We start from the raw sequence: 19,234 nt of genomic DNA on the forward strand, positions 1-19,234 counted from the left end.
CGGATTTCGACCGCAGCATGGAAAAGCCTCCGGCTTTCCCATGCTTCCCACAGGCCCGACTATCACTGAACAGAGGTGGGTTCCTTTTGCTTTATCACGGTGGGTCCCTTTTGCGTTGTCAAAACGATGCAATCCGACAGCGTCGTCACAGACCTGCCGCAGCGGATCTGGGCCATGATCACGAGCAATCTGGAGAGAACCGGTCCGACACGCGTCCTTGTCCGCCGAGATAGCTTAGAAGGAGGGGCGATGGGCATCCTGCGGATTCGGTGATCGTCGCGGATAACCTCGCCACGGTCTTGGATCGGGAGATCGACAAGCGAATTGGGAGATGCCCGAACATGTCGGCAGTGGATCAGGCTCTCCGGTTGCTTCTAGAACTCTAGACTCTTTAACGATTCTCTCCGTTCTCACGACAGGCCCTTCCCTCGAACGTCAAACCTTGCATTATGCTCAAACAGACCAAACAGACGCAACAGACGCTACGGACGCACATCTGCTTTAATCTATCGAAATAACATTAATATTGACCGGCGTGATTCAAATATGGTAAAAAAAAACCCAACTTACACGATCTTACCTCTCTCCAACCCTGGAAGAGGACCAGCGACTCAGATGTCTGCCCTCGGCGCTTCAGGGTCGACGCAAGCCCATTACCAAGCCGACCCTGTAAGTGAGAGGGCGAGAGCCTATCTGACCCACACGCTATCAACGCAATTAACGCGATAGACGCGATAGATAAGGTGGACCCACTTGTCAAGACAAGTTTTAGAGATATTTAAGTTACACCTTGGGATCTGAAGTTACGTGTTTTGGAAGAGAGAGAGATGTGGGCGTCATTCTCTTCCACTCTTGCATCCGATCTTTGAAAATAGACCTCCGCGGGGGTCATGTAATCGAGAGACTGGTGTGGCCTCTCATGGTTGTAGAAATTGAAGTAATAATCAATTCCCCGTCGTCCTTCAGAGACACATTGATAATCCCTGATGTAGATCTCTTCATACTTGAGAGAGCGCCATAGTCGTTCTGTAAAGATGTTGTCCATACACCGTCCCCGACCGTCCATGCTGATGTTGATCCTCTTGCCTTTGAGCCTGTCCGTGAAGGCGTAGCTGGTAAACTGGGAGCCCTGGTCGGTATTGAAGATGCCGGGGGCGCTGGCCACACACGCCTTCTCCAGGGCCGCTAGGCAGAACCCCGTCTCCATCGTGATCGAGGTCTCCCAGGCAAGAACATACCGGCTGAACCAATCCATGATCGCCACCAGGTAGAGCCAGCCGCGGTGCAGCCGGATGTACGTGATATCCGCCGCCCACACCTGATCCGGGTGCGTGATGATCAGCCCTCGCAGCAGATACGGATAGATCGGATGATGCACACCGGGCCGGCTCAGATGAGGCTTCGGATAGATAGCCTCCAGGCCCATCACCCGCATCAGCCGTTGCACATGCTTTACGGTTTACCGGATAATCATGGCCGTCTCAGGTGAGCCGCCATCTTCCTGGAACCGTAGAATGGCGTCTGAGTATATTGCTCGTCGATCATGCGCATGAGCAGCAGATCGTACTCATCCACCACCGGTCTATAGTAGATGCTGGAGCGTGAGATACCCAGAAGCTCCGCCTGATGGCTGATGGAAATCTCTCTAGTACCGTGTAACCATTAAAGTTGCGGATAAAGGCGCTTTAGCTTGATCCGAGCGTCCGCTGTAGTGAATTGCCAGACAATTTTTCTTGTGCGATCGTTCCGGTCTTTTTCCCATGCGGTCACTTCGGTTTGCATGGTCGTCATGTCGGCAATTCGGCGTTCAAGGCACTGTCCTTTCAGGACGCTGAGTTCAATCTCCGCCATGTTCAACCAGCTACCGTGTTTGGGCGTGTAATGTATATCAAGTCGCTCCGCCAACCTCCTGGCTTCTTTTGGCGGGAATGTGTCATAGAATGAGGCAATGCCGTGGGTGTTCAGATTATCCATAATCAGACGTACCTTGATTGCGTTCGGATACCGTTCATCAAGCATCTGTTTGATCTGCCTCGCCCAATCCTTTTTGGTGCGACGCTCTGTGACAACCACATGTCTTTTGCCGGCAAGCGGCTCTACTTCCATAAGTATCTCAGCCACACCGTTCCTTACGTATTCATCGTCAATGCGCGCCGGTTGTCCCGGCTTACACGGAATCGGGTCGCGTACTTCACCGATCATCTGCTTGCAGGATTCGTCCATATACACCACCGGGTAGTAGGGGTCATACGGCAGATGATACACCTCCAGGATAGCCTCCATGTTGGCTACAAACGCCGAGTTTCCTTCCGGGGGGATCTTCCAGTACTTGCACAGATGAGGCTTAAGTTCGTTTTTTTTAAAACCCGCTGCACGGTCATATGTGATACGGAAGAAGCGAAGTTCAGTTCAACAACCCTGTCGGCGAGGAGCCTGACTGTCCATCGCAGACGCCCTTTTGGAGCATCTGAACAGGCCAGTGCGATCAGCCTCGCCTCAAACGCCCCATCAAACGTGACTTCCCGGGGCGGCTTTTCCCGTGGTTTTCGTTCAAGCGCAGCTTCAAGTCCATCCTCTACAAAGCGCTTCTTGAGGTGCTCAATCGCTCGGCTGCTTACCCCAAGGGCCTCCGCCGTATCAGCGACAGTCCAAGCCGGGCCGCCTGCTCCGGCGTCACACAGCAACAACGCTCGGGCGTGTATGAATTTCCGCGCATGCGTCTTGCCGCGTTTCGTCAACGCCTCAAGCCCGTTGCGCTCCTGCTCGGTAAGAGTGACTCGGTACCTCGGCGACATGGCGGACTCCTTTGTTGAGTTTCCGCCAGTCTATCATCCCTCTAGTAAAGTACGCAGTATATAATGTTACATGGTAATAGTTTGCGGTTACTACTCGATGAGGGATGCGCTGCTTCATAGGGTTCAAGGGACTATCGACCGGCATCGAATGCTGGCAGCGGGAGATATTGTCGTCCTCGCCGTGTCTGGCGGCGTCGATTCGATGGCGATGTTCCACCTTCTGCTGCGCCTTCGAGCCCGCTATCATATTTCACTCCATGTCGCCCATCTGAACCATGACCTTCGAGGGACGGAATCGGCTGAGACGGCCAACTTTGTGCGTCGCCAATGCGAGGCCCATCAGATTCCTGCGACCATTACGACGGCCGATGGGAGGACGTTGCGGGACCGGGGAGTAGGCTCGCTTCAGGCCGCTGCCAGGGATCTCCGTTACCGGTTTTTGGAACAGGTGGCGGACGAGCAGGGAGCGGCCAGGATTGCCCTGGGCCATCATCGCAACGATCAGGCGGAGACTGTCCTGATGAACCTGCTCCGGGGGTCCGGGGTAAGGGGGCTTGGAGGGATCCCGCCAGTCAGGGGCCGGATCATCCGCCCGTTGATCGACTGCTCACGTGAGGAGATCGAGCGGTACGCACGGCAGCAGGGGATCCCGTACGTCGATGACTCCTCGAATCAGGTTCTCTTGTACAGCCGAAACCGGATTCGTCTGGAACTCCTGCCGGAGCTGGCGAAGCGGTATAACCCACGCGTCGTCCATGCCATGGCGAATGCAGCCACGATCCTTGAAGCTGAGGATACACTGCTGAACGCGATGGCCGACAAAGAGCTTCGCGCTGTCCTGATCTCGCGATCGCCTGAGGAGTTGGTGCTGTCTACCCACCGCATGGCGACCTTTCACACCGCTCTAAGATGGCGGATCATTCGGCGGGCCGCCGAGTATCTGCGAGAGGGCCGCTCAGGATTGACCTTCCAGCAGACGTTGGCCATCGATCGACTTTTGCTGACAGAGGGCGCGCAGGGCACCATCCAAGCGCCAGGTGGGTTGCGCGTAAGACGAGCAGGCGATGACATCGTCCTTTCGGTGGGGGAGAGTCAAGTGAGGGGTCCCATTTCGTCTTCCCCCCTCGCCGTCCCTGGCCTCACTGCCATTCCGGAATCGTCGCTCAGCCTTCGAAGCGATCTCCTGGAGGAGTGGACAATGGACGAACTTGCCCCGGATGCATGGACCGCTCTCCTTGATGCCGATTGTGCCGGACAGGACTTGCACGTAAGGCGGTGGGAGCCGGGTGATCGGTTCATCCCCCTCGGGATGAGTGGCCGAAAAAAGCTCCAAGATTTCTTTGTGGACGCAAAGGTGCCGCGCGATCAACGCGGGAGCATCCCGTTGATGGTCTCAGGTGATCAGATCGCATGGGTCGTGGGTTTTCGAGTAGATGAGCGGTTCAAGGTTACCGATTCGACCCGACGTATCCTTCGGGTGCGTGCAGCCACTACAGGTGAACAAGCGGGCTAACGCATGAATTAAGAAAATCTCCCCCCCTGATTAATACATGCAGGGGCAGGCTCTACCCCCTCTTTTCCAAAAAGGGGTGCATCCTCCCTTTGGCAAAGGGAGGTTAGGAGGGATTCTTCGATACCGTAAAGTTATTATTTTGAGCCAGTTAAGAATATTTGTTGGCTTGGTCGGTCAGGACTTCCAAGGGTTGGAGGGATGGTCTGTAGGTATATTGTGTTGAAAACGCATAAGCTTTTTGATATAAGTATTTGTCACGCTACAAAGTCGTGTACATTGACCTGCCGGGTGAGGAAAAGGGATTGAATGCAGGAGGTAAAAGGTTGAGCCCGTTTTTTAAGAATATAGCCCTGTGGCTTGTTATCGGATTAATCATGGTGCTGGTTTTCAACATTTTCAATCAGAGCCAGCCACTGGAAAAGGAGTTGATCTTTAGCGACTTCATGGCCAAAGTCACGAAGGGTGAGGTAGCCGAGGTCATCGTGAGGGGCGCGGATATTAAAGGTAAGCTCGCTAGCGGCGAGATCTTCCGGACGTATGCCCCTGACGATAAGGATATGATTTCAGAGCTGCGGCAGAAGGGGGTTCGGATTATTGCAAGACCGATCGACGAGAATCCCTGGTATGTCAATATGCTGCTGTCGTGGCTTCCGATGCTGCTGTTTATCGGGGTATGGATCTTCTTCATGCGGCAGATGCAGGGCGGAGGCGTGAAGGCCCTTTCATTCGGTAAGAGTCGGGCACGCTTACAGACTGACAAGCAAACCAAGGTGACCTTTGCCGATGTCGCGGGTGTGGACGAGGCAAAAGAGGAGTTGCAAGAGATTATTGAGTTCCTAAAGGACCCGCCCAGGTTTCAGAAACTTGGCGGGAGGATCCCCAAGGGTGTGCTGCTAATGGGCCCCCCGGGTACGGGTAAGACGCTGCTTGCGCGGGCCATCGCCGGCGAGGCTAATACCCCTTTTTTCAGTATCTCGGGCTCGGACTTTGTAGAGATGTTCGTTGGCGTCGGCGCCTCGCGCGTGCGGGATCTGTTTGAACAAGGCAAGAAGCATGCCCCTTGTATTATCTTTGTGGACGAGATCGATGCCGTGGGCAGGCATCGGGGTGCAGGTCTCGGTGGCGGTCACGACGAGCGGGAGCAGACTTTGAATCAGCTCCTGGTCGAGATGGACGGCTTCGAGTCGAACGTCGGGGTGATCCTGGTCGCAGCGACCAACCGTCCGGATGTCCTGGATCCGGCGCTGCTTCGCCCAGGGCGGTTCGATCGCCAGGTCGTGGTGGCAAGACCTGATATTAAGGGTCGCGAGGGGATCCTGCGCGTTCACACGAAAAATATTCCTCTTGACACCGACGTTGACCTCATGCTTTTGGCGCGAGGGACCCCTGGCTTTTCCGGGGCCGATCTGGCCAACCTCGTGAACGAGTCAGCCCTGTTGGCCGCCCGGCACAATAAGCAATCAGTGGCCATGACGGATTTCGAGAACGCCAAAGACAAAGTGATAATGGGCGTCGAGCGGAGGAGCATCGTCATCAGCGAGGAGGATCGAAAGCTGACCGCCTATCATGAGGCCGGACACGCCTTGGTGGCTAAGGTCCTCCCTGGAACCGACCCTATTCATAAGGTGACGATTATCCCGCGGGGCAGAGCGCTCGGCATGACCCAGCAATTGCCAATCGACGAGAAGCACAACTATGCGAAGGAGTACCTCCTTAACCAGATCGCAATCATGATGGGCGGACGTGTTGCGGAGGAGTTGGTCTTCGGTCAGATTACCACCGGGGCAGGTAACGACATTGAGCGGGCAACTGATCTGGCCCGGAAGATGGTGTGCGAGTGGGGCATGAGCGAGAAGCTGGGCCCTCTCACATTCGGCAAGCGCGAAGAGATGATCTTTTTGGGCCGGGAGATCGCCCAGCATAAGGATTACAGCGAACAGACGGCGGTAGAGATCGATCGAGAAGTAAAAGGGATCGTCATGACCAATTACGACAAGGCCAAGGCGCTGCTCATCGAACGAATGGGTATCCTACACGCCCTGGCCAAGGCCCTGCTGGAAACCGAGTCGCTTGACGGCCCTCAGATCGATGCTATCATGAAACGGGCTGCCGCCCCCTCCCCGGCGCCAGCCTAAGGCGTAACCCTCTGCCACTTGATCGGGTGCCGCAGGCGAGGACACCTGGGACTCTTCTTTCTGCAGCCTCGCCCACACTGTTTTCATCAACCTTCTTCGCCTGCTCCTGGTTCGACGCAAAGACGCAATCAACGCAATAAACGCTACAGACGCCATAGGCGCAATGACGCAATTAAGCTTTCGCTGCCGGAACCACCTGCTGGATGTGCGGGAAAAGACCTGGATTGTGGGGGTATTAAATATCACCCCGGATTCTTTTTCCGATGGCGGTCGCTTCCTGGATCCTGGGGCGGCCACCGATCAGGCGCTGCGGATGGTGGAGGAGGGAGCCGATATCCTGGAGCTGGGAGCTGAGTCAACCCGTCCAGGCGCCGTCCCTGTCTCTGTAGACGAGGAGCTTCGCCGGATCCTTCTGGTTCTACGCGACTTGCGTCCCAAGCTCACGATCCCGGTGGCGGTGGACACCTATAAACCGGAGGTGGCAAGGGTAGTCCTGGAGGAGGGGGCAGACATCATTAACGACGTCTATGGCGTTCGAGGAGAGGGACGTCTGGCAGCAGTGGTGGCTGAGAAGCGCGCCGGCCTTGTCATCATGCACATGAAGGGTACCCCTCAGGATATGCAAATCGAACCGCACTACAACGATGCCGTGGGTGAGGTCTTGGCCTTCCTGGCCGATCGCGTCGCCTTTGCCGAACGTATGGGCGTTGACCCTGAGTCAATCATTGTAGATCCCGGGCTGGGCTTCGGCAAGCGGCCGCAGGATAATTTGGTTCTGCTCCGACATCTGGCGGAGCTTGATTGTCTTGGGAAGCCGATTATGGTCGGTCCATCGCGTAAGTCGCTCGTTGGGAATGTACTGAATCTTCCCGTTGAGCAGCGCCAATACGGTACGGCGGCCTGTGTCGCGGCGGCGGTGCTGCAGGGTGCGGCCTTCGTCCGAGTTCACGATGTTCGGCCCTGTGCGCATCTGGTCAGGATGCTGGACGCGATCAAGAGGGCGTAGCGGCCACGTACTCAGGTAGATAGGCTGAAGGCTGAAGGCTTTTAGGGGTAAGCTATGCGTGATCAAAGAAAACTCAGAAAAGGTCTTGAATAGCTCGATTTATGCCTTGCGAGATAATGTAGAACCTTCAGCCTTCAGCCTAAACACATGAGTAGTTACAAGTAATCGCAGGGGTGAGGCGCATCGAGGATAAAGGAGTGATTGTGCGAAAACTATTCGGCACCGACGGAATTCGGGGTGTGGCCAACAGAGAGCCGATGACCCCGGAGACCATGGTCAAGGTGGGGCGCGCAGCGGCTCACATGTTACGCGGGACGAGCGAGCGGGCCGCGATCGTGATCGGGAAGGACACGCGCCTGACCGGCTATATGCTGGAGACGGCGCTGACCGCCGGCATTACCTCGATGGGCGTGGACGTGCTCTTGGTGGGCCCGCTCCCGACGCCTGGGATCGCCTTTATTACGCGAAGCCTTCGAGCCGACGCCGGGGTGGTGATTTCTGCCTCTCACAACTCGTACGAGGATAACGGCATCAAGTTCTTTTCTCACGACGGCCTGAAGCTGCCGGATGCGATGGAACATCGGATCGAGGAGCTGATCGGCAATGGAGAGATCGATGGGATCAGGGCGACGGCTCGTGAGATCGGCAAGGCCTACCGAGTGGGTGATGCCGTCGGCCGCTATATCGAATTTGTGAAAAACACCCTTCCCAAGGGAACAACGCTGAAGGGGATGCGGGTGGTAGTAGACTGTGCCAACGGCGCCGCCTACAAGGCGTCGCCGGCAGTTCTTCGGGAGCTGCATGCAGAGGTGGTGTCGCTCAATGTCCAGCCCGACGGAACCAACATTAACAAAGAATGCGGCTCGTTGCATCCCGAAGGACTGCGGCGAGCTGTCGTGGAACACAAGGCGCACATTGGGATTGCCCATGACGGGGATGCTGACCGAGTTCTGTTTGTGGACGAACAGGGTGAGACGATGGATGGCGACCACATCCTCGCCCTCTGTGCCCTCGACCTGAAGCGAGAAGGCCGTTTGCGTGAAGACACGGTCGTGGCGACCGTAATGAGCAACATCGGCTTAGACATCGCGATGCAGGAGGCGGGGATCAAGGTCGTTCGAACCGCGGTGGGCGATCGGTACGTCCTGGAGGAGATGCTGTCGAAGCGCTATACGCTGGGGGGCGAGCAGTCCGGGCATATCATCTTCCTGGAACACCATACCACCGGCGATGGGATAGTGACCGCCTTGCAGGTATTGGCAACCATGCAAAGGTGTGGGAAGCCGCTTTCGGAACTCAAGGCATGCATGCGCTCTTATCCCCAAGTCTTGATCAATACGCCCATTCGACGCAGAGCTGCCATTGAGGAGCTTCCACGGGTGCAGGAGGCGATTCGATTGGCGGAGGCGGGTATGGGCGGCAGGGGACGGGTCCTGGTTCGCTTGTCCGGCACGGAACCGCTAGCCCGTGTGATGGTAGAAGGCGAGGAGCCAGCGAAGATCGAGCGGCTGGCCCGAGAGATCGCACTGGTGATCGAAAAAGAACTGGACTAAGAACTGTTTCGAGTTTTGAGTTCCGAGTTTCTGGTCCGAAACCCGAAACCCGAAACCCGCAACTCGAAACGGCGAGCGGAGCGAGCGATGGTTGGGTTGTGTGTGAATGTTGATCATGTCGCGACGATCAGGCAGGCGAGACGGGTGCAGGAGCCTGATCCAGCTCAGGCGGTCATGCTGGCCGAACTGGCCGGCGCGTCAGGGATTACCGTACACCTACGAGAGGACCGCCGGCATATCCAGGATCGGGATGTCGAGCTCCTGCGAAGGCTGGTCAAGACGAAACTGAACCTGGAGATGGCAGCCACGCAAGAGATGATCCAGATCGCCCTTGCTGTCAAGCCGGAGATGGCGACGCTTGTCCCGGAACGGCGCGAGGAGCTCACCACTGAAGGAGGACTGGACGTTCACGGACACGTCGATGAGATAGGTATGGCCGTACGCAGCTTGCGAGAGGGCGGTATCGCGGTCAGTCTCTTTATCGACCCGGAACAGGATCAGTTATCGGCGGCTGCGCGCGCCGGTGCCGACTTCGTCGAGCTTCACACCGGAACGTATGCAGAGGCGAGGGATCGCAAGACGCAGCAAGCCGAGCTGGCCCGCCTCATTCAGTCGGCGACAGTAGGAAGAGAGTTAGGCCTTCTGATCAATGCCGGGCATGGCCTGGACTATCGCAATGTCGGGCCGATAGCAGCGATCCCGGAGGTGGAGGAGTTGAGCATTGGCCACAGTATCATCGCTAGAGCCGTTCTTGTGGGTCTGGAGCGTGCGGTCCGCGAGATGCTCGCAGCGATGAATACGGACCGTGCGAGGTAAAATCCCCTCTCGCCCCCCTTTATCAAAGGGGGGATGGGGGGATTTCGTGGGTGCTGAATGGTGATCGGGATCGGAATCGACGCCGTACAGATCGGACGATTCGAACGCGCTGTCGCGCGTCACGGCGCCCGCTTGCTCGATCGACTTTTCACTGCGGGGGAACAGGCCCACTTGAGAAGCTACCGGTCGCCAGGGCGGCACCTCGCGGCCCGTTTTGCGGCGAAGGAGGCGGCCTTCAAGGCGCTTCGTACTGGATGGGGGCAAGGGGTGGTGTGGCAAGACGTGGAGATAGTGGGCGGCGGGCCTGAGCCGCCTAGCGTGGTCCTTTCGGGCTGTGCCAGGGATGTCGCAGCCCGCCTTGGGATCACGCAGATGCTGGTGAGTCTTACGCACGATGGCGACTACGCGATGGCCTATGTTGTGGCCACTGACGGCAATTAGCGTCTTGCGTGCAGCGTCTATCGCGCCTATTGCGAACGACGCGATGACCCATGGGAGAGGACGATGGCTGTGAGCGTTGTGACGGCGAGCCAGATGCGTCAGCTTGATCGACGTGCGACGGAGGAGTACGGCATCCCGTCATTGCTGCTGATGGAAAACGCCGGACTTCAGGCGGTCCTGGAGCTGGAGCGCGCGTTCCCGCACCTGACGCGAAGCCGCGTGGCCATAGTCTGTGGCAGGGGTAATAACGGCGGCGATGGCTTGGTTGTGGCGCGTCACCTCTTCAATCGCGGGATCATGGTCGAGGTGTTTCTGCTGGCTCGACAGACGGAGATCAAGGGGGATGCCAGGACGAATCTCGAAATTATTCGAAAATCAGGTGCGCCGATCTATGAAGTGACTACCAGCCAGGAACTCGAGGCGATAGGAGAGGCGATCGAACGAGCCGATGTCGTTGTGGACGCCATCCTGGGAACCGGGACGATCGGACCCGCAAAAGGTCTCTTCGAAGAAGCTATCGAGCTGCTCAATCGGTTTGGCAAGTCGATCGTGGCCCTCGACATCCCCTCCGGCCTGAATAGCGATGAAGGGGTCATCCCATACCCTAGCATCAACGCGGTCCTTACCGTCACCTTCGGTCTGCCGAAGCGATGTCTGATCCTCTATCCGGCGGCCTCTTGTGCCGGTCGGGTCGTAACGGTGGACATCGGTCTGCCAAGGCAACTGCTCACCGATCCGATTCTCGATGTCTCGCTCGTACAGGCTGAGGATCTGGTGGGCGTGCTTCCGCCCCGCGACCCGAATGCCCACAAAGGGACCTATGGTCACGTCCTGGTCCTGGCCGGCTCGCCCGGCAAGACCGGTGCAGCGGCGATGTGCGCGCTCTCAGCGCTTCGAATCGGCGCGGGGTTAGTGACGCTTGCGTTGCCGGAGAGTCTGAACGACGCCATCGAGGCAAAGCTCACGGAGGTGATGAGCGAGCCGCTCCCTGAGACGAGGGAGCGTACAGTTGCCCACGCCGCGCTGGAAAGGGTCCTGGAGCTGATGCAGGGCAAGCGGGTTATCGCGATCGGTCCCGGCCTGTCGATCCATCCAGAGACTGCCGAACTGGTCCGGGCAGTCGTGAAGACCGCCAAGACGCAGATCGTGGTAGATGCCGATGGAATCAATGCCCTTGGACCGAATCTGGACATGCTACGCGATGTCTCACTCCCGCCGATCCTAACCCCCCACCCTGGAGAGCTCGCCCGTCTGCTCGGCATCGATCGGGATGAGGTGGTCCGGCACCGGATTCCAATCGCGCAAAAGGTCGCAACGAGTTTCGGCGTTCACCTGGTGTTGAAGGGCGCCCGTACCCTGATTGCGAATCCGGAAGGGCAGGTGGCGATCAACATGACGGGGAACCCCGGCATGGCGACCGGTGGGACCGGTGACGTGCTGACTGGTCTGATCAGTGGCCTCCTCGCTCAAGGGGTGAGTGCCGGGCTCGCAGTCAAGGCCGCGGTCTACCTCCACGGCTTGGCCGGGGACCTTGCGGCCGAGGCGGTTGGCCAGGAGGCGATGGTGGCCTCGGATCTGATGACACAGATCCCGAAGGCCATTCGACAACTGAAGTCCCACGCTACTTCCCTCACTTCCACCAAATCCCCCCATCCCCCCTTTGCCAAAGGGGGGTACGGGGAGATTTTCGGTAGAGGGTGACCGTGAGCCTGTATCACTCTACCTCACCCGAGCAGACGCGCGCGCTAGGAGAGGCAGTGGGCAGGCTTGCCGATGCGGGCGACTTGATCGCCCTCACCGGTGAAATCGGAGCCGGGAAAACCCTCTTCGTAGGGGGGCTGGCCCGCGGGCTTGGCGTAGACCCGGCGACTTATGTGAGCAGTCCGACCTTCACCATCATGCACCGATACGGTGGCCGCCTTCCCCTCTACCATATCGACCTGTACCGCATCGAGACCCCGGAGGCCTTTGCGAGCTTGGGGCTCGATGAGTATCTGGCAGGGGATGGTGTGGCCGCGATCGAGTGGGCCGAGCATGGCTGGGGGTGCTTGCCGAAGGAGATGCTAACGTTTAGACTTCGGTATACCGGGTCGGATACGCGAACAATCGAGATCGTTCCGGAGGGCGATCGATACATGCGATTGGTCCAGGCGCTGACACGCGATTTACTAGTGTAGTGTTTCATAAATTAATCGTAACTATTCAGGTGTTTAGGCTGAAGGCTGAAGGCTCTGAATTATTACTCAGAGTAGAAAATAGCTTACCCCCCTTTCGTAAAGGGGGAAGCCCTCTGTGTCGAAGCGTGTGGGCTTCTTGCCCAATGAGGAGTCATCTCTGATAGAACTAAAGGTTGTAGAACCCGAGAAGGTGTTGAATGGCGTGATTCGTGCCTTGCGAGATAATGTAGAGCCTTCAGCCTTCAGCCTTCAGCCTACACGCCTAAGCAGTTACATTCTATGATTCCCCGTCAGGTGGTGGCCTGGACCCTGTACGATTTTGCGAACTCATCGTTTGCTGCGGTCATCGCGGCGACCATCTATGCGACCTACTATGCCCAGGTCGTCGTCGGCAACGTCCATGGGGAGGGTGACCTGTGGTGGGGACGACTGATCTCCACCGCTATGGCCATCGTGGCACTGGCCTCCCCTGTCTTGGGGGCTGTTGCCGATCGGGCCGGGATCCGCAAGCGCCTCCTCTTTGCCGCAACCTACCTGAGCGTCGGCGCTACTGCATTGATGGCGACCGTGGAGCAGGGGATGGTTCTCTGGGGATTCGTGCTTGGCGTCCTCGGCATAGTGGGATATGAAGGGGCGATAGTCTTCTATAACGCCTATCTCCCGGACATTGCGTCTCGGGAGTGGCAGGGGCGCATCTCGGCCTACGGCTTTGCGGTCGGCTACGCCGGATCGATTGCGGCCCTCCTTATCGCCCTCCCATTCGCGCGGGTGGGTGCTCTCGGATGGTGCTTCCTATCCACCGCGGCGCTCTTCGGGCTCTTCGCCATTCCCACATTCCTGGTCCTTCCACAGGATCGGCCAAGCCATGTCGGGGTTATTGAAGCGGTCCGCGAGAGCGTTCGGGGTACAGTACGGACCTTCCGAGATGTTCTCGCGTTGCGTGAGCTACGGCGGTTCCTCGGGGCGTATCTGTTGTACGAGGATGGCGTGAACACGGTGATATTCTTTTCCTCTATCTTCGCGGCCAGGACGCTTGGCTTTGGGATGGTGCAGTTGATCGGCTTGTACGTCCTCGTCCAGGTCATGGCGTTGGTCGGGGCCTTCCTGTGGGGGAAGCCCACTGATCGCCTTGGCCCGAAGGCAGTCGTGCTCTGCATGCTGGTGCTCTGGATCGGCGTGGTGATCGCTGCCTACCTGGTCGAGTCGCAGCGGCAGTTCTACCTCCTTGCCGCCGTCGCTGGGTCTGGTCTCGGCGCCATACAAGCCGCCAGCCGAACCTTTATGGTCACGCTGATCCCGAAGGGGCGAGAGGGGGAGTTTTTTGGATGCTACGCCATCTGCGGGAAGACAGCCTCCATCCTTGGACCGCTCGTCTTCGGCGCGGTGTCATATACCATGGCAGGTAACCAGCGGGCGGCGATCCTTGTCGTCGGGCTATTTTTCGTCATGGGTCTGATCCTCCTGTCGCGTGTACGGGCCGGGGGACCTACGCGTGCAGCGTCTGCAGCGTCTGTTGCGTATGGGCGCAATGACGCAATGACTCAATAGGCGGAATTTGCTATGCTGGTAATGGGGATAGACACGTCGACAACGCAGGGAGGGGTGGCCCTCTTATCAGGGCAGGGCGTGATCTGTGAATATACGCTGAATATCAAGGCGACCTATAGCGAGCGACTGCTGCCTTTGATTGATCGGGCCTTACAGGATGCCGGGATCACCTTGGGCCAAGTCGAAGGTTTCGCCGTAGCTGTTGGGCCAGGCTCCTTCACAGGCTTGCGAATCGGCCTGAGTACCGCCAAAGGTCTGGCGGTTGTCGGTGGTCAACCGCTTGTCGGCGTATCGACCCTTGAAGCAATGGCATGGACGCTCCCGTTCTGCACTCACCAGGTGTGCCCCATCCTCGATGCCAGGAAAGGTGAAATCTACAGTGCGCTGTTCCGTCATGAGGGGGATCGGTTGATCCGTCTGATGGACGATGCCGCTATCGCGCCAGACATCCTGTTGAGGCGCATCCAACAGCCAACCGTGTTCCTGGGCGATGGATTGGTAGTCTACGAAGGCTTGGTGCAATCCCAACTGAAGGAGCTGGCGTTCTTCCCTCCCCTTGCGGGGCGCGGAGGACGTCCTGCCGCTGTGGCGGAACTCGGACGTCGCCGTCTCCTACGTGGCGACCGGGATGATCTCGTACAACTGGCCCCCCAGTACCTGCGGCCATCCGAGGCGGAGTTCAAACGCCTTGACAAATTCACCCCGGTGGGTTCATCGTAGCGAGAGGCGGGTCTAAGTGTAGGGGCAACCCCTTGTGGTTGCCCTGCATCCCAGGTGGGGACATTGGAGTGGGGCACAGATCCACTGGATACTGATGAGCAAGACGAGACTTTCAGTTACGTGCCATTCGATGCGCAGGGAAGATCTGCCGGAGGTGCTGGTGATTGAGAGCCTCTCGTTCGCCGAACCGTGGACCGAGGAGATGTTCTTGCAGGAGTTTACCTCCGAGGGGATAGCCGAGCCGCTCGTGGCAAGGGTGGATGAAGGTTCGGGAGAGCGGATAGTGGGCTTCCTGTGCGCGTGGATCGTCAGCGGGGAACTGCATATTAACAATATCGGGGTGCATCCGAGCTATCGACGACGCGGGGTCGCCGCTCAACTGCTGGAAGGGATGCTTGGTCGAGCCTATGCCAAGGGTGTCACAGTAAGCTACTTGGAGGTGAGGGAGTCGAACGAGGCGGCTGCTGCGCTGTACAAATGTTACGGCTATCATCCGATCGGCCGCCGCCGCAACTACTACGATCACCCACAGGAAGATGCCATCATGATGCGCAAGGCGCTGCTCTGACTTTACGGGGGCGAGGCGTGATAGGCTATAGTGGTCAGATAAAAGGGGAGTAGGCTGATCGCTGAATGCTATTATTTAAGGAACACTCCATCGGCCAGGGCCGCACCACGGTGCACGAAAACCCCCTCAATCCCCCTTTACGAAAGGGGGGTCAGGGGGGTTTATCTGAAGCTGACGTCTGAGCGCTGACGTCTGAGCGCTATTCTTCAAGGAGGGAGTAAAAATGATCGATAAGGAACTGCTTGAAATATTGGCGTGCCCCGCATGCAAGGCCGAGGTGGTGTTGGACGAGCCGGCATCCAGGATCGTCTGTACCGCCTGCGGGCGACGCTATCCTGTTCGGGACGGCATCCCGGTCATGCTGATCGACGAGGCGGAAGCTGGACCGCCGGCGAAGAAATAGGACGAACATGGCGTCCAAGGTAAGGGTCAGATTCGCGCCAAGCCCAACGGGGTTTCTGCACGTCGGTGGGGCCAGGACCGCGCTGTATAACTGGTTATTCGCCCGCCATGAGAATGGAGTCTTCATCCTTCGGATAGAAGACACCGATGTCGAACGGTCTACGGATGAATCGGTGACGACGATCCTCGATTCGTTGCGCTGGCTCGGCCTGGACTGGGATGAGGGTCCAGAGGTGGGCGGACCGGCTGGACCGTACCGGCAGGCTGAGCGCCTGACGCTGTACCAGGAGCATGCCCGGAAACTCCTGGATGAAGGGAAGGCCTATTACTGTACCTGTACGCCGGAAGAGCTGGAAGGCAGACGCAAGGCGGCGCTTGCTGCCGGGACCTCCCCGAAGTACGACGGCCGCTGCCGTGCGCGCGGAAACGATCTGGCGGGAGTGGGCGGAAGAGGCGCCGCCGTCCGTCTGCTGGTTCGGGACGAGGGGAGCATTGAGATTGCGGACCTCGTTCACGGTCCTATTCGCTTCGAGCGTGCCGATCTGGACGACTTCATCCTCCTTCGCTCCGACGGGATGCCAACGTATAACTTCGCTGTAGTGATAGACGATGTGCTGATGGACATTACGCACGTGATCAGGGGCGACGACCATATTTCCAATACGCCACGTCAGATCATGCTCTACGAGGCGATGGGTCTCCCTGTCCCATACTTCGCCCATATCCCCATGATTCTAGGGTCGGATCGCTCGCGTCTTTCAAAGCGGCATGGCGCTACGTCGGTCTTGGCCTACCAGCAGATGGGTTACCTGCCTGAGGCGATGGTGAACTACCTGGTACGGCTTGGTTGGTCCCACGGCGATCAGGAGATCTTCAGTCAGGAAGAGCTGGTCAGGCACTTCAGCCTCGAGAAGGTGGGCAAGACCCCCGCAGTCTTCGATCCGGTCAAGCTCGAGTGGCTGAATGGCCAGTACATCAAGCATATCGCCCCTGATCGGCTGACGGCGTTGCTGAGGCCCTTCTGGGAGGCGGCCGGCGTGAGTCAGCAAGAGCTGTTCCAGGGGGACGAAGCCTGGTTGCATCGGGTGGCCTGCCTCTTTCAGGAGCGGGCCAGGACCGTGACGGAGCTCGCATCCTCGTCCAGGTTCGTGTTCACCGGGAAGATAGAGCGCGACAAGGCAGTAGCCATGAAGGTTCTGTCAAACGAGGCGAAGGCCAGGATTCGCGCGCTCTTGCCGGAGATCGAGGCGCTGCCGACCTTTACTGCGGCAACCCTGGAGTCGCTGTTCCGGATGAGGGCAGAGGCCCTTGGTCTGAAACTGGTCGACCTGGCCCAGCCCTTCAGGGTTGGGCTGTCCGGGAAAAGCGTCAGTCCCCCCATCTTTCCGATTATGGAGTTGATGGGATGGGAGGCAGCGCGACGTCGGGTAGAAGAAGCACTGGAGGAGGAAGGATGAAGATCGATGCATTGCTTGATGGGCTTCGAGCAGAGTTCAATAAGCTCGATCGGGAGTTCAAGGTAGATATCCCGAAGAAGATCCAGACTGCCAGAGAGTTGGGCGATCTTAGTGAGAGCGGTGAGTACGAAACGATCAAGGACCGGCAGGGTTTTGTCAAGGCCCGGATGATCTTTCTACAACAGCGGATATCAGAGATCAGCAAGATCGACCTGAGAGCGGTCCCGAAGGACCGCGTCGCCCTGGGCAGCACCGTGCATCTTGTGGACGAAGATAGTGGGGAGGAAAGTGTTTACACTCTGGTCTTTCCAGAGCTGATGGATAGCAAGCGTGGCTGGATTTCGGTTGCCTCCCCGGTTGGACGAAGCCTCATCGGTAAACAGGTCGGCGATCGGGTCGTGATGAATATGCCAAGCGGGACCAAGGCTTTTGAAATGATGAGCTTTCAGACGCTGCACGAGAGCCTACAAAGCAACCCCGACGGGACGGGCTCCTGACACTACATCCACTCCCTTATCCAACCCTCCCCCCTCGGGTGGGGTGGGGGACTTTCGAGGCAATCTCACGTAATTCTTCAGTTGCGGGTGGAAAATCTCCCCTAACCCCTCTTTTCCAAAGAGGGGGACTAACCGTTTCCCCCTTTTAAAAAGGGGGATTAAGGGGGATTTTATAAACAAATATCACATTTTATTCAATGATTTCCCACACTCACTGAAGGATTACAATCTCGCTGTTTTTCACCTTGACTTTTCTCGGCTGTTCCTCCATATTCTGAACGTCCAAAGGGAGCCCCTTTGGACGTTCATTTTTGGTGGGGGGTCGTCCAATGGTAGGACAGCAGACTCTGAATCTGCTTATCGAGGTTCGAATCCTTGCCCCCCAGCCACTCGTTCACAGCCGTTGCCGCTGTACTGACGCTAGCGCCTTTAACCGGCCATAGTCATACTCGAAGAACCACAGCCCCTACTCCGCGGCCTTCAGCGCAAGCTCCGTATACTTTTCGCACTCCCATTCATGGAAAATGATTCATGCGCATCGGCCCTCACAAGCTCAAAAACAACCTGATTGTCGCCCCCATGGCTGGCGTGACGGATCGGCCTTTCCGCATGTTGTGCAGGAGCATGGGCGCAGGCATGGCGGTTAGCGAAATGGTGGCCTCCAACTCGCTGCTGTATGGTTCGGAAAAAACTAAACGGCGTACCAATCATGATGGCGAGGCCGATCCGATCTCGGTGCAGCTCCTCGGCGCTGATCCGAAAATGCTGGCACAGGCCGCCCGTTACAACGTGGATGCGGGCGCGCAAATCATCGACATCAATATGGGCTGCCCGGCGAAAAAGATTTGCCATGTTATGGCCGGTTCCGCGCTGTTGCGGAATGAGGCGCTGGTGGCACAAATACTTGAAACGGTGGTAGCGGCGGTGAGCGTACCGGTTACCTTGAAAATACGCACCGGATGGGATACGAAAAATCGCAATGCGGTGCGCATCGCGCAGATCGCCGAAATCAGCGGTATCCAGGCGCTTGCCATTCATGGCCGCACCCGCGCTTGCGCCTACACCGGTGAGGCGGAATATGACACCATCGCGGCAGTGAAAGCCAGCGTGAAGATTCCCGTCATCGCCAACGGCGACATCACCACCCCGGAGAAAGCCCACTATGTGTTGGAGTACACCGGTGCGGATGCCGTGATGATAGGCCGAGCCGCACAGGGCCGCCCGTGGCTGTTCCGCGAAATCGCTCATTTTCTAGAGACCGGTGTGCGCCTGCCCGCGCCACAAGTGGATGAAATTCAGCGCGTGCTGCTCAATCACCTGCACGGCCTGTACGATTTGTACGGTGAACGTACCGGCTTGCGTGTGGCGCGCAAACACATCTCCTGGTACACCAAAGGGCTGGCCGACTCGGCGCAGTTCCGCCACTACATGAATCAACTGGAAAGCATTGCGGAACAATTGATAGCAGTAAATGATTTCTTTGCTGGGCAGTTGCAGCGCGGGGAACGCCTGCACTATGCCGAGGAACTGGCTGCATAAGATGATGTCCATAATCGAACAGGAAAAAAAGGACTGCTGGTCCTGTGCGTATCAGAATATCTTACTC

At 57.7% G+C, this 19,234-nt stretch carries 17 protein-coding genes and 1 tRNA gene; 16 read left to right on the forward strand and 2 right to left on the reverse strand.

What is annotated here, in order from left to right; all coding sequences use genetic code 11:
- Positions 1-778: 778 nt before the first annotated feature.
- Positions 779-1,447, reverse strand: a complete 669-nt coding sequence (locus CLG94_RS01945; protein WP_275666209.1) for an IS3 family transposase — start codon at positions 1,445-1,447, stop codon at positions 779-781.
- 215 nt (positions 1,448-1,662) lie between these two features.
- Positions 1,663-2,795 (reverse strand): IS630 family transposase gene (locus CLG94_RS01950; RefSeq protein WP_432264752.1). Its coding sequence is split into 2 segments (ribosomal slippage): positions 1,663-2,366 and positions 2,366-2,795, totalling 1,134 coding nucleotides; the frame shifts between segments, so codons are not numbered across the junction.
- A gap of 97 nt (positions 2,796-2,892) precedes the next feature.
- Between CLG94_RS01950 and tilS the strand changes: the two genes are divergently transcribed.
- From tilS to dusB, 16 genes are all read left to right on the forward strand, one after another.
- Positions 2,893-4,308 (forward strand): tRNA lysidine(34) synthetase TilS, encoded by a 1,416-nt coding sequence (gene tilS, locus CLG94_RS01955; RefSeq protein ID WP_161953968.1) that lies wholly within the window; start codon positions 2,893-2,895, stop codon positions 4,306-4,308.
- A 323-nt stretch (positions 4,309-4,631) separates the two neighbouring features.
- Entirely contained in the window at positions 4,632-6,443 is a 1,812-nt protein-coding gene (gene ftsH / locus CLG94_RS01960; RefSeq protein ID WP_107561224.1) for an ATP-dependent zinc metalloprotease FtsH, read from the forward strand.
- Positions 6,444-6,606: 163 nt separating this feature from the next.
- The gene (gene folP, locus CLG94_RS01965; RefSeq protein WP_239993078.1) at positions 6,607-7,449 is read left to right on the forward strand and encodes a dihydropteroate synthase; all 843 of its coding nucleotides are present in this window, start codon (positions 6,607-6,609) and stop codon (positions 7,447-7,449) included.
- Positions 7,450-7,652: 203 nt separating this feature from the next.
- Positions 7,653-9,002 carry a phosphoglucosamine mutase gene (glmM, locus tag CLG94_RS01970; protein WP_107561226.1) on the forward strand — a complete coding sequence of 450 codons (1,350 nt, stop codon included), beginning with the start codon at positions 7,653-7,655 and terminating at the stop codon, positions 9,000-9,002.
- 87 nt (positions 9,003-9,089) lie between these two features.
- On the forward strand, positions 9,090-9,818 hold the full coding sequence (locus tag CLG94_RS01975; protein WP_107561227.1) for a pyridoxine 5'-phosphate synthase: 729 nt from the start codon (positions 9,090-9,092) through the stop codon (positions 9,816-9,818).
- Positions 9,819-9,875: 57 nt separating this feature from the next.
- Positions 9,876-10,259 carry a holo-ACP synthase gene (locus tag CLG94_RS01980; protein WP_107561228.1) on the forward strand — a complete coding sequence of 128 codons (384 nt, stop codon included), beginning with the start codon at positions 9,876-9,878 and terminating at the stop codon, positions 10,257-10,259.
- A gap of 63 nt (positions 10,260-10,322) precedes the next feature.
- Entirely contained in the window at positions 10,323-11,960 is a 1,638-nt protein-coding gene (locus CLG94_RS01985; protein ID WP_107561229.1) for an NAD(P)H-hydrate dehydratase, read from the forward strand.
- On the forward strand, positions 11,957-12,436 hold the full coding sequence (gene tsaE / locus CLG94_RS01990; RefSeq protein WP_239993080.1) for a tRNA (adenosine(37)-N6)-threonylcarbamoyltransferase complex ATPase subunit type 1 TsaE: 480 nt from the start codon (positions 11,957-11,959) through the stop codon (positions 12,434-12,436). Before CLG94_RS01985 ends, tsaE begins: the two co-directional genes overlap by 4 nt.
- A gap of 279 nt (positions 12,437-12,715) precedes the next feature.
- Positions 12,716-13,984, forward strand: a complete 1,269-nt coding sequence (locus CLG94_RS01995; protein WP_107561230.1) for an MFS transporter — start codon at positions 12,716-12,718, stop codon at positions 13,982-13,984.
- A gap of 21 nt (positions 13,985-14,005) precedes the next feature.
- Positions 14,006-14,704, forward strand: coding sequence for a tRNA (adenosine(37)-N6)-threonylcarbamoyltransferase complex dimerization subunit type 1 TsaB (tsaB, locus tag CLG94_RS02000; protein ID WP_275666210.1), 699 nt, complete (start codon positions 14,006-14,008; stop codon positions 14,702-14,704).
- Positions 14,705-14,798: 94 nt separating this feature from the next.
- Positions 14,799-15,272: a ribosomal protein S18-alanine N-acetyltransferase gene (gene rimI / locus CLG94_RS02005; RefSeq protein ID WP_107561232.1), complete on the forward strand. Its 474-nt coding sequence runs from the start codon at positions 14,799-14,801 to the stop codon at positions 15,270-15,272.
- A gap of 223 nt (positions 15,273-15,495) precedes the next feature.
- The gene (locus tag CLG94_RS02010; RefSeq protein ID WP_107561233.1) at positions 15,496-15,675 is read left to right on the forward strand and encodes a Trm112 family protein; all 180 of its coding nucleotides are present in this window, start codon (positions 15,496-15,498) and stop codon (positions 15,673-15,675) included.
- 7 nt (positions 15,676-15,682) lie between these two features.
- Entirely contained in the window at positions 15,683-17,131 is a 1,449-nt protein-coding gene (gltX, locus tag CLG94_RS02015; protein ID WP_107561234.1) for a glutamate--tRNA ligase, read from the forward strand.
- Positions 17,128-17,628 (forward strand): GreA/GreB family elongation factor, encoded by a 501-nt coding sequence (locus CLG94_RS02020; protein ID WP_161953969.1) that lies wholly within the window; start codon positions 17,128-17,130, stop codon positions 17,626-17,628. The genes gltX and CLG94_RS02020 overlap by 4 nt, the downstream gene beginning before the upstream one ends.
- A 315-nt stretch (positions 17,629-17,943) precedes the next feature.
- Positions 17,944-18,017, forward strand: a tRNA-Gln gene (locus CLG94_RS02025).
- Positions 18,018-18,159: 142 nt separating this feature from the next.
- The gene (gene dusB, locus CLG94_RS02030; RefSeq protein WP_107561236.1) at positions 18,160-19,167 is read left to right on the forward strand and encodes a tRNA dihydrouridine synthase DusB; all 1,008 of its coding nucleotides are present in this window, start codon (positions 18,160-18,162) and stop codon (positions 19,165-19,167) included.
- The last annotated feature ends 67 nt before the right edge of the window (positions 19,168-19,234 follow it).

This window comes from Candidatus Methylomirabilis limnetica (assembly GCF_003044035.1).
GTDB lineage: Bacteria > Methylomirabilota > Methylomirabilia > Methylomirabilales > Methylomirabilaceae > Methylomirabilis > Methylomirabilis limnetica.

Bases quoted from the DNA above. Each gene is read 5' to 3' on its own strand.
- tilS (WP_161953968.1), top strand. From the start codon at position 2,893: ATGAGGGATGCGCTGCTTCATAGGGTTCAAGGGACTATCGACCGGCAT.
- folP (WP_239993078.1), top strand. From the start codon at position 6,607: ATGACGCAATTAAGCTTTCGCTGCCGGAACCACCTGCTGGATGTGCGG.
- CLG94_RS01975 (WP_107561227.1), top strand. From the start codon at position 9,090: ATGGTTGGGTTGTGTGTGAATGTTGATCATGTCGCGACGATCAGGCAG.
- CLG94_RS01980 (WP_107561228.1), top strand. From the start codon at position 9,876: ATGGTGATCGGGATCGGAATCGACGCCGTACAGATCGGACGATTCGAA.
- CLG94_RS01985 (WP_107561229.1), top strand. From the start codon at position 10,323: ATGGCTGTGAGCGTTGTGACGGCGAGCCAGATGCGTCAGCTTGATCGA.
- CLG94_RS01995 (WP_107561230.1), top strand. From the start codon at position 12,716: ATGATTCCCCGTCAGGTGGTGGCCTGGACCCTGTACGATTTTGCGAAC.
- tsaB (WP_275666210.1), top strand. From the start codon at position 14,006: ATGGGGATAGACACGTCGACAACGCAGGGAGGGGTGGCCCTCTTATCA.
- rimI (WP_107561232.1), top strand. From the start codon at position 14,799: ATGAGCAAGACGAGACTTTCAGTTACGTGCCATTCGATGCGCAGGGAA.
- CLG94_RS02010 (WP_107561233.1), top strand. From the start codon at position 15,496: ATGATCGATAAGGAACTGCTTGAAATATTGGCGTGCCCCGCATGCAAG.
- gltX (WP_107561234.1), top strand. From the start codon at position 15,683: ATGGCGTCCAAGGTAAGGGTCAGATTCGCGCCAAGCCCAACGGGGTTT.
- CLG94_RS02020 (WP_161953969.1), top strand. From the start codon at position 17,128: ATGAAGATCGATGCATTGCTTGATGGGCTTCGAGCAGAGTTCAATAAG.
- dusB (WP_107561236.1), top strand. From the start codon at position 18,160: ATGCGCATCGGCCCTCACAAGCTCAAAAACAACCTGATTGTCGCCCCC.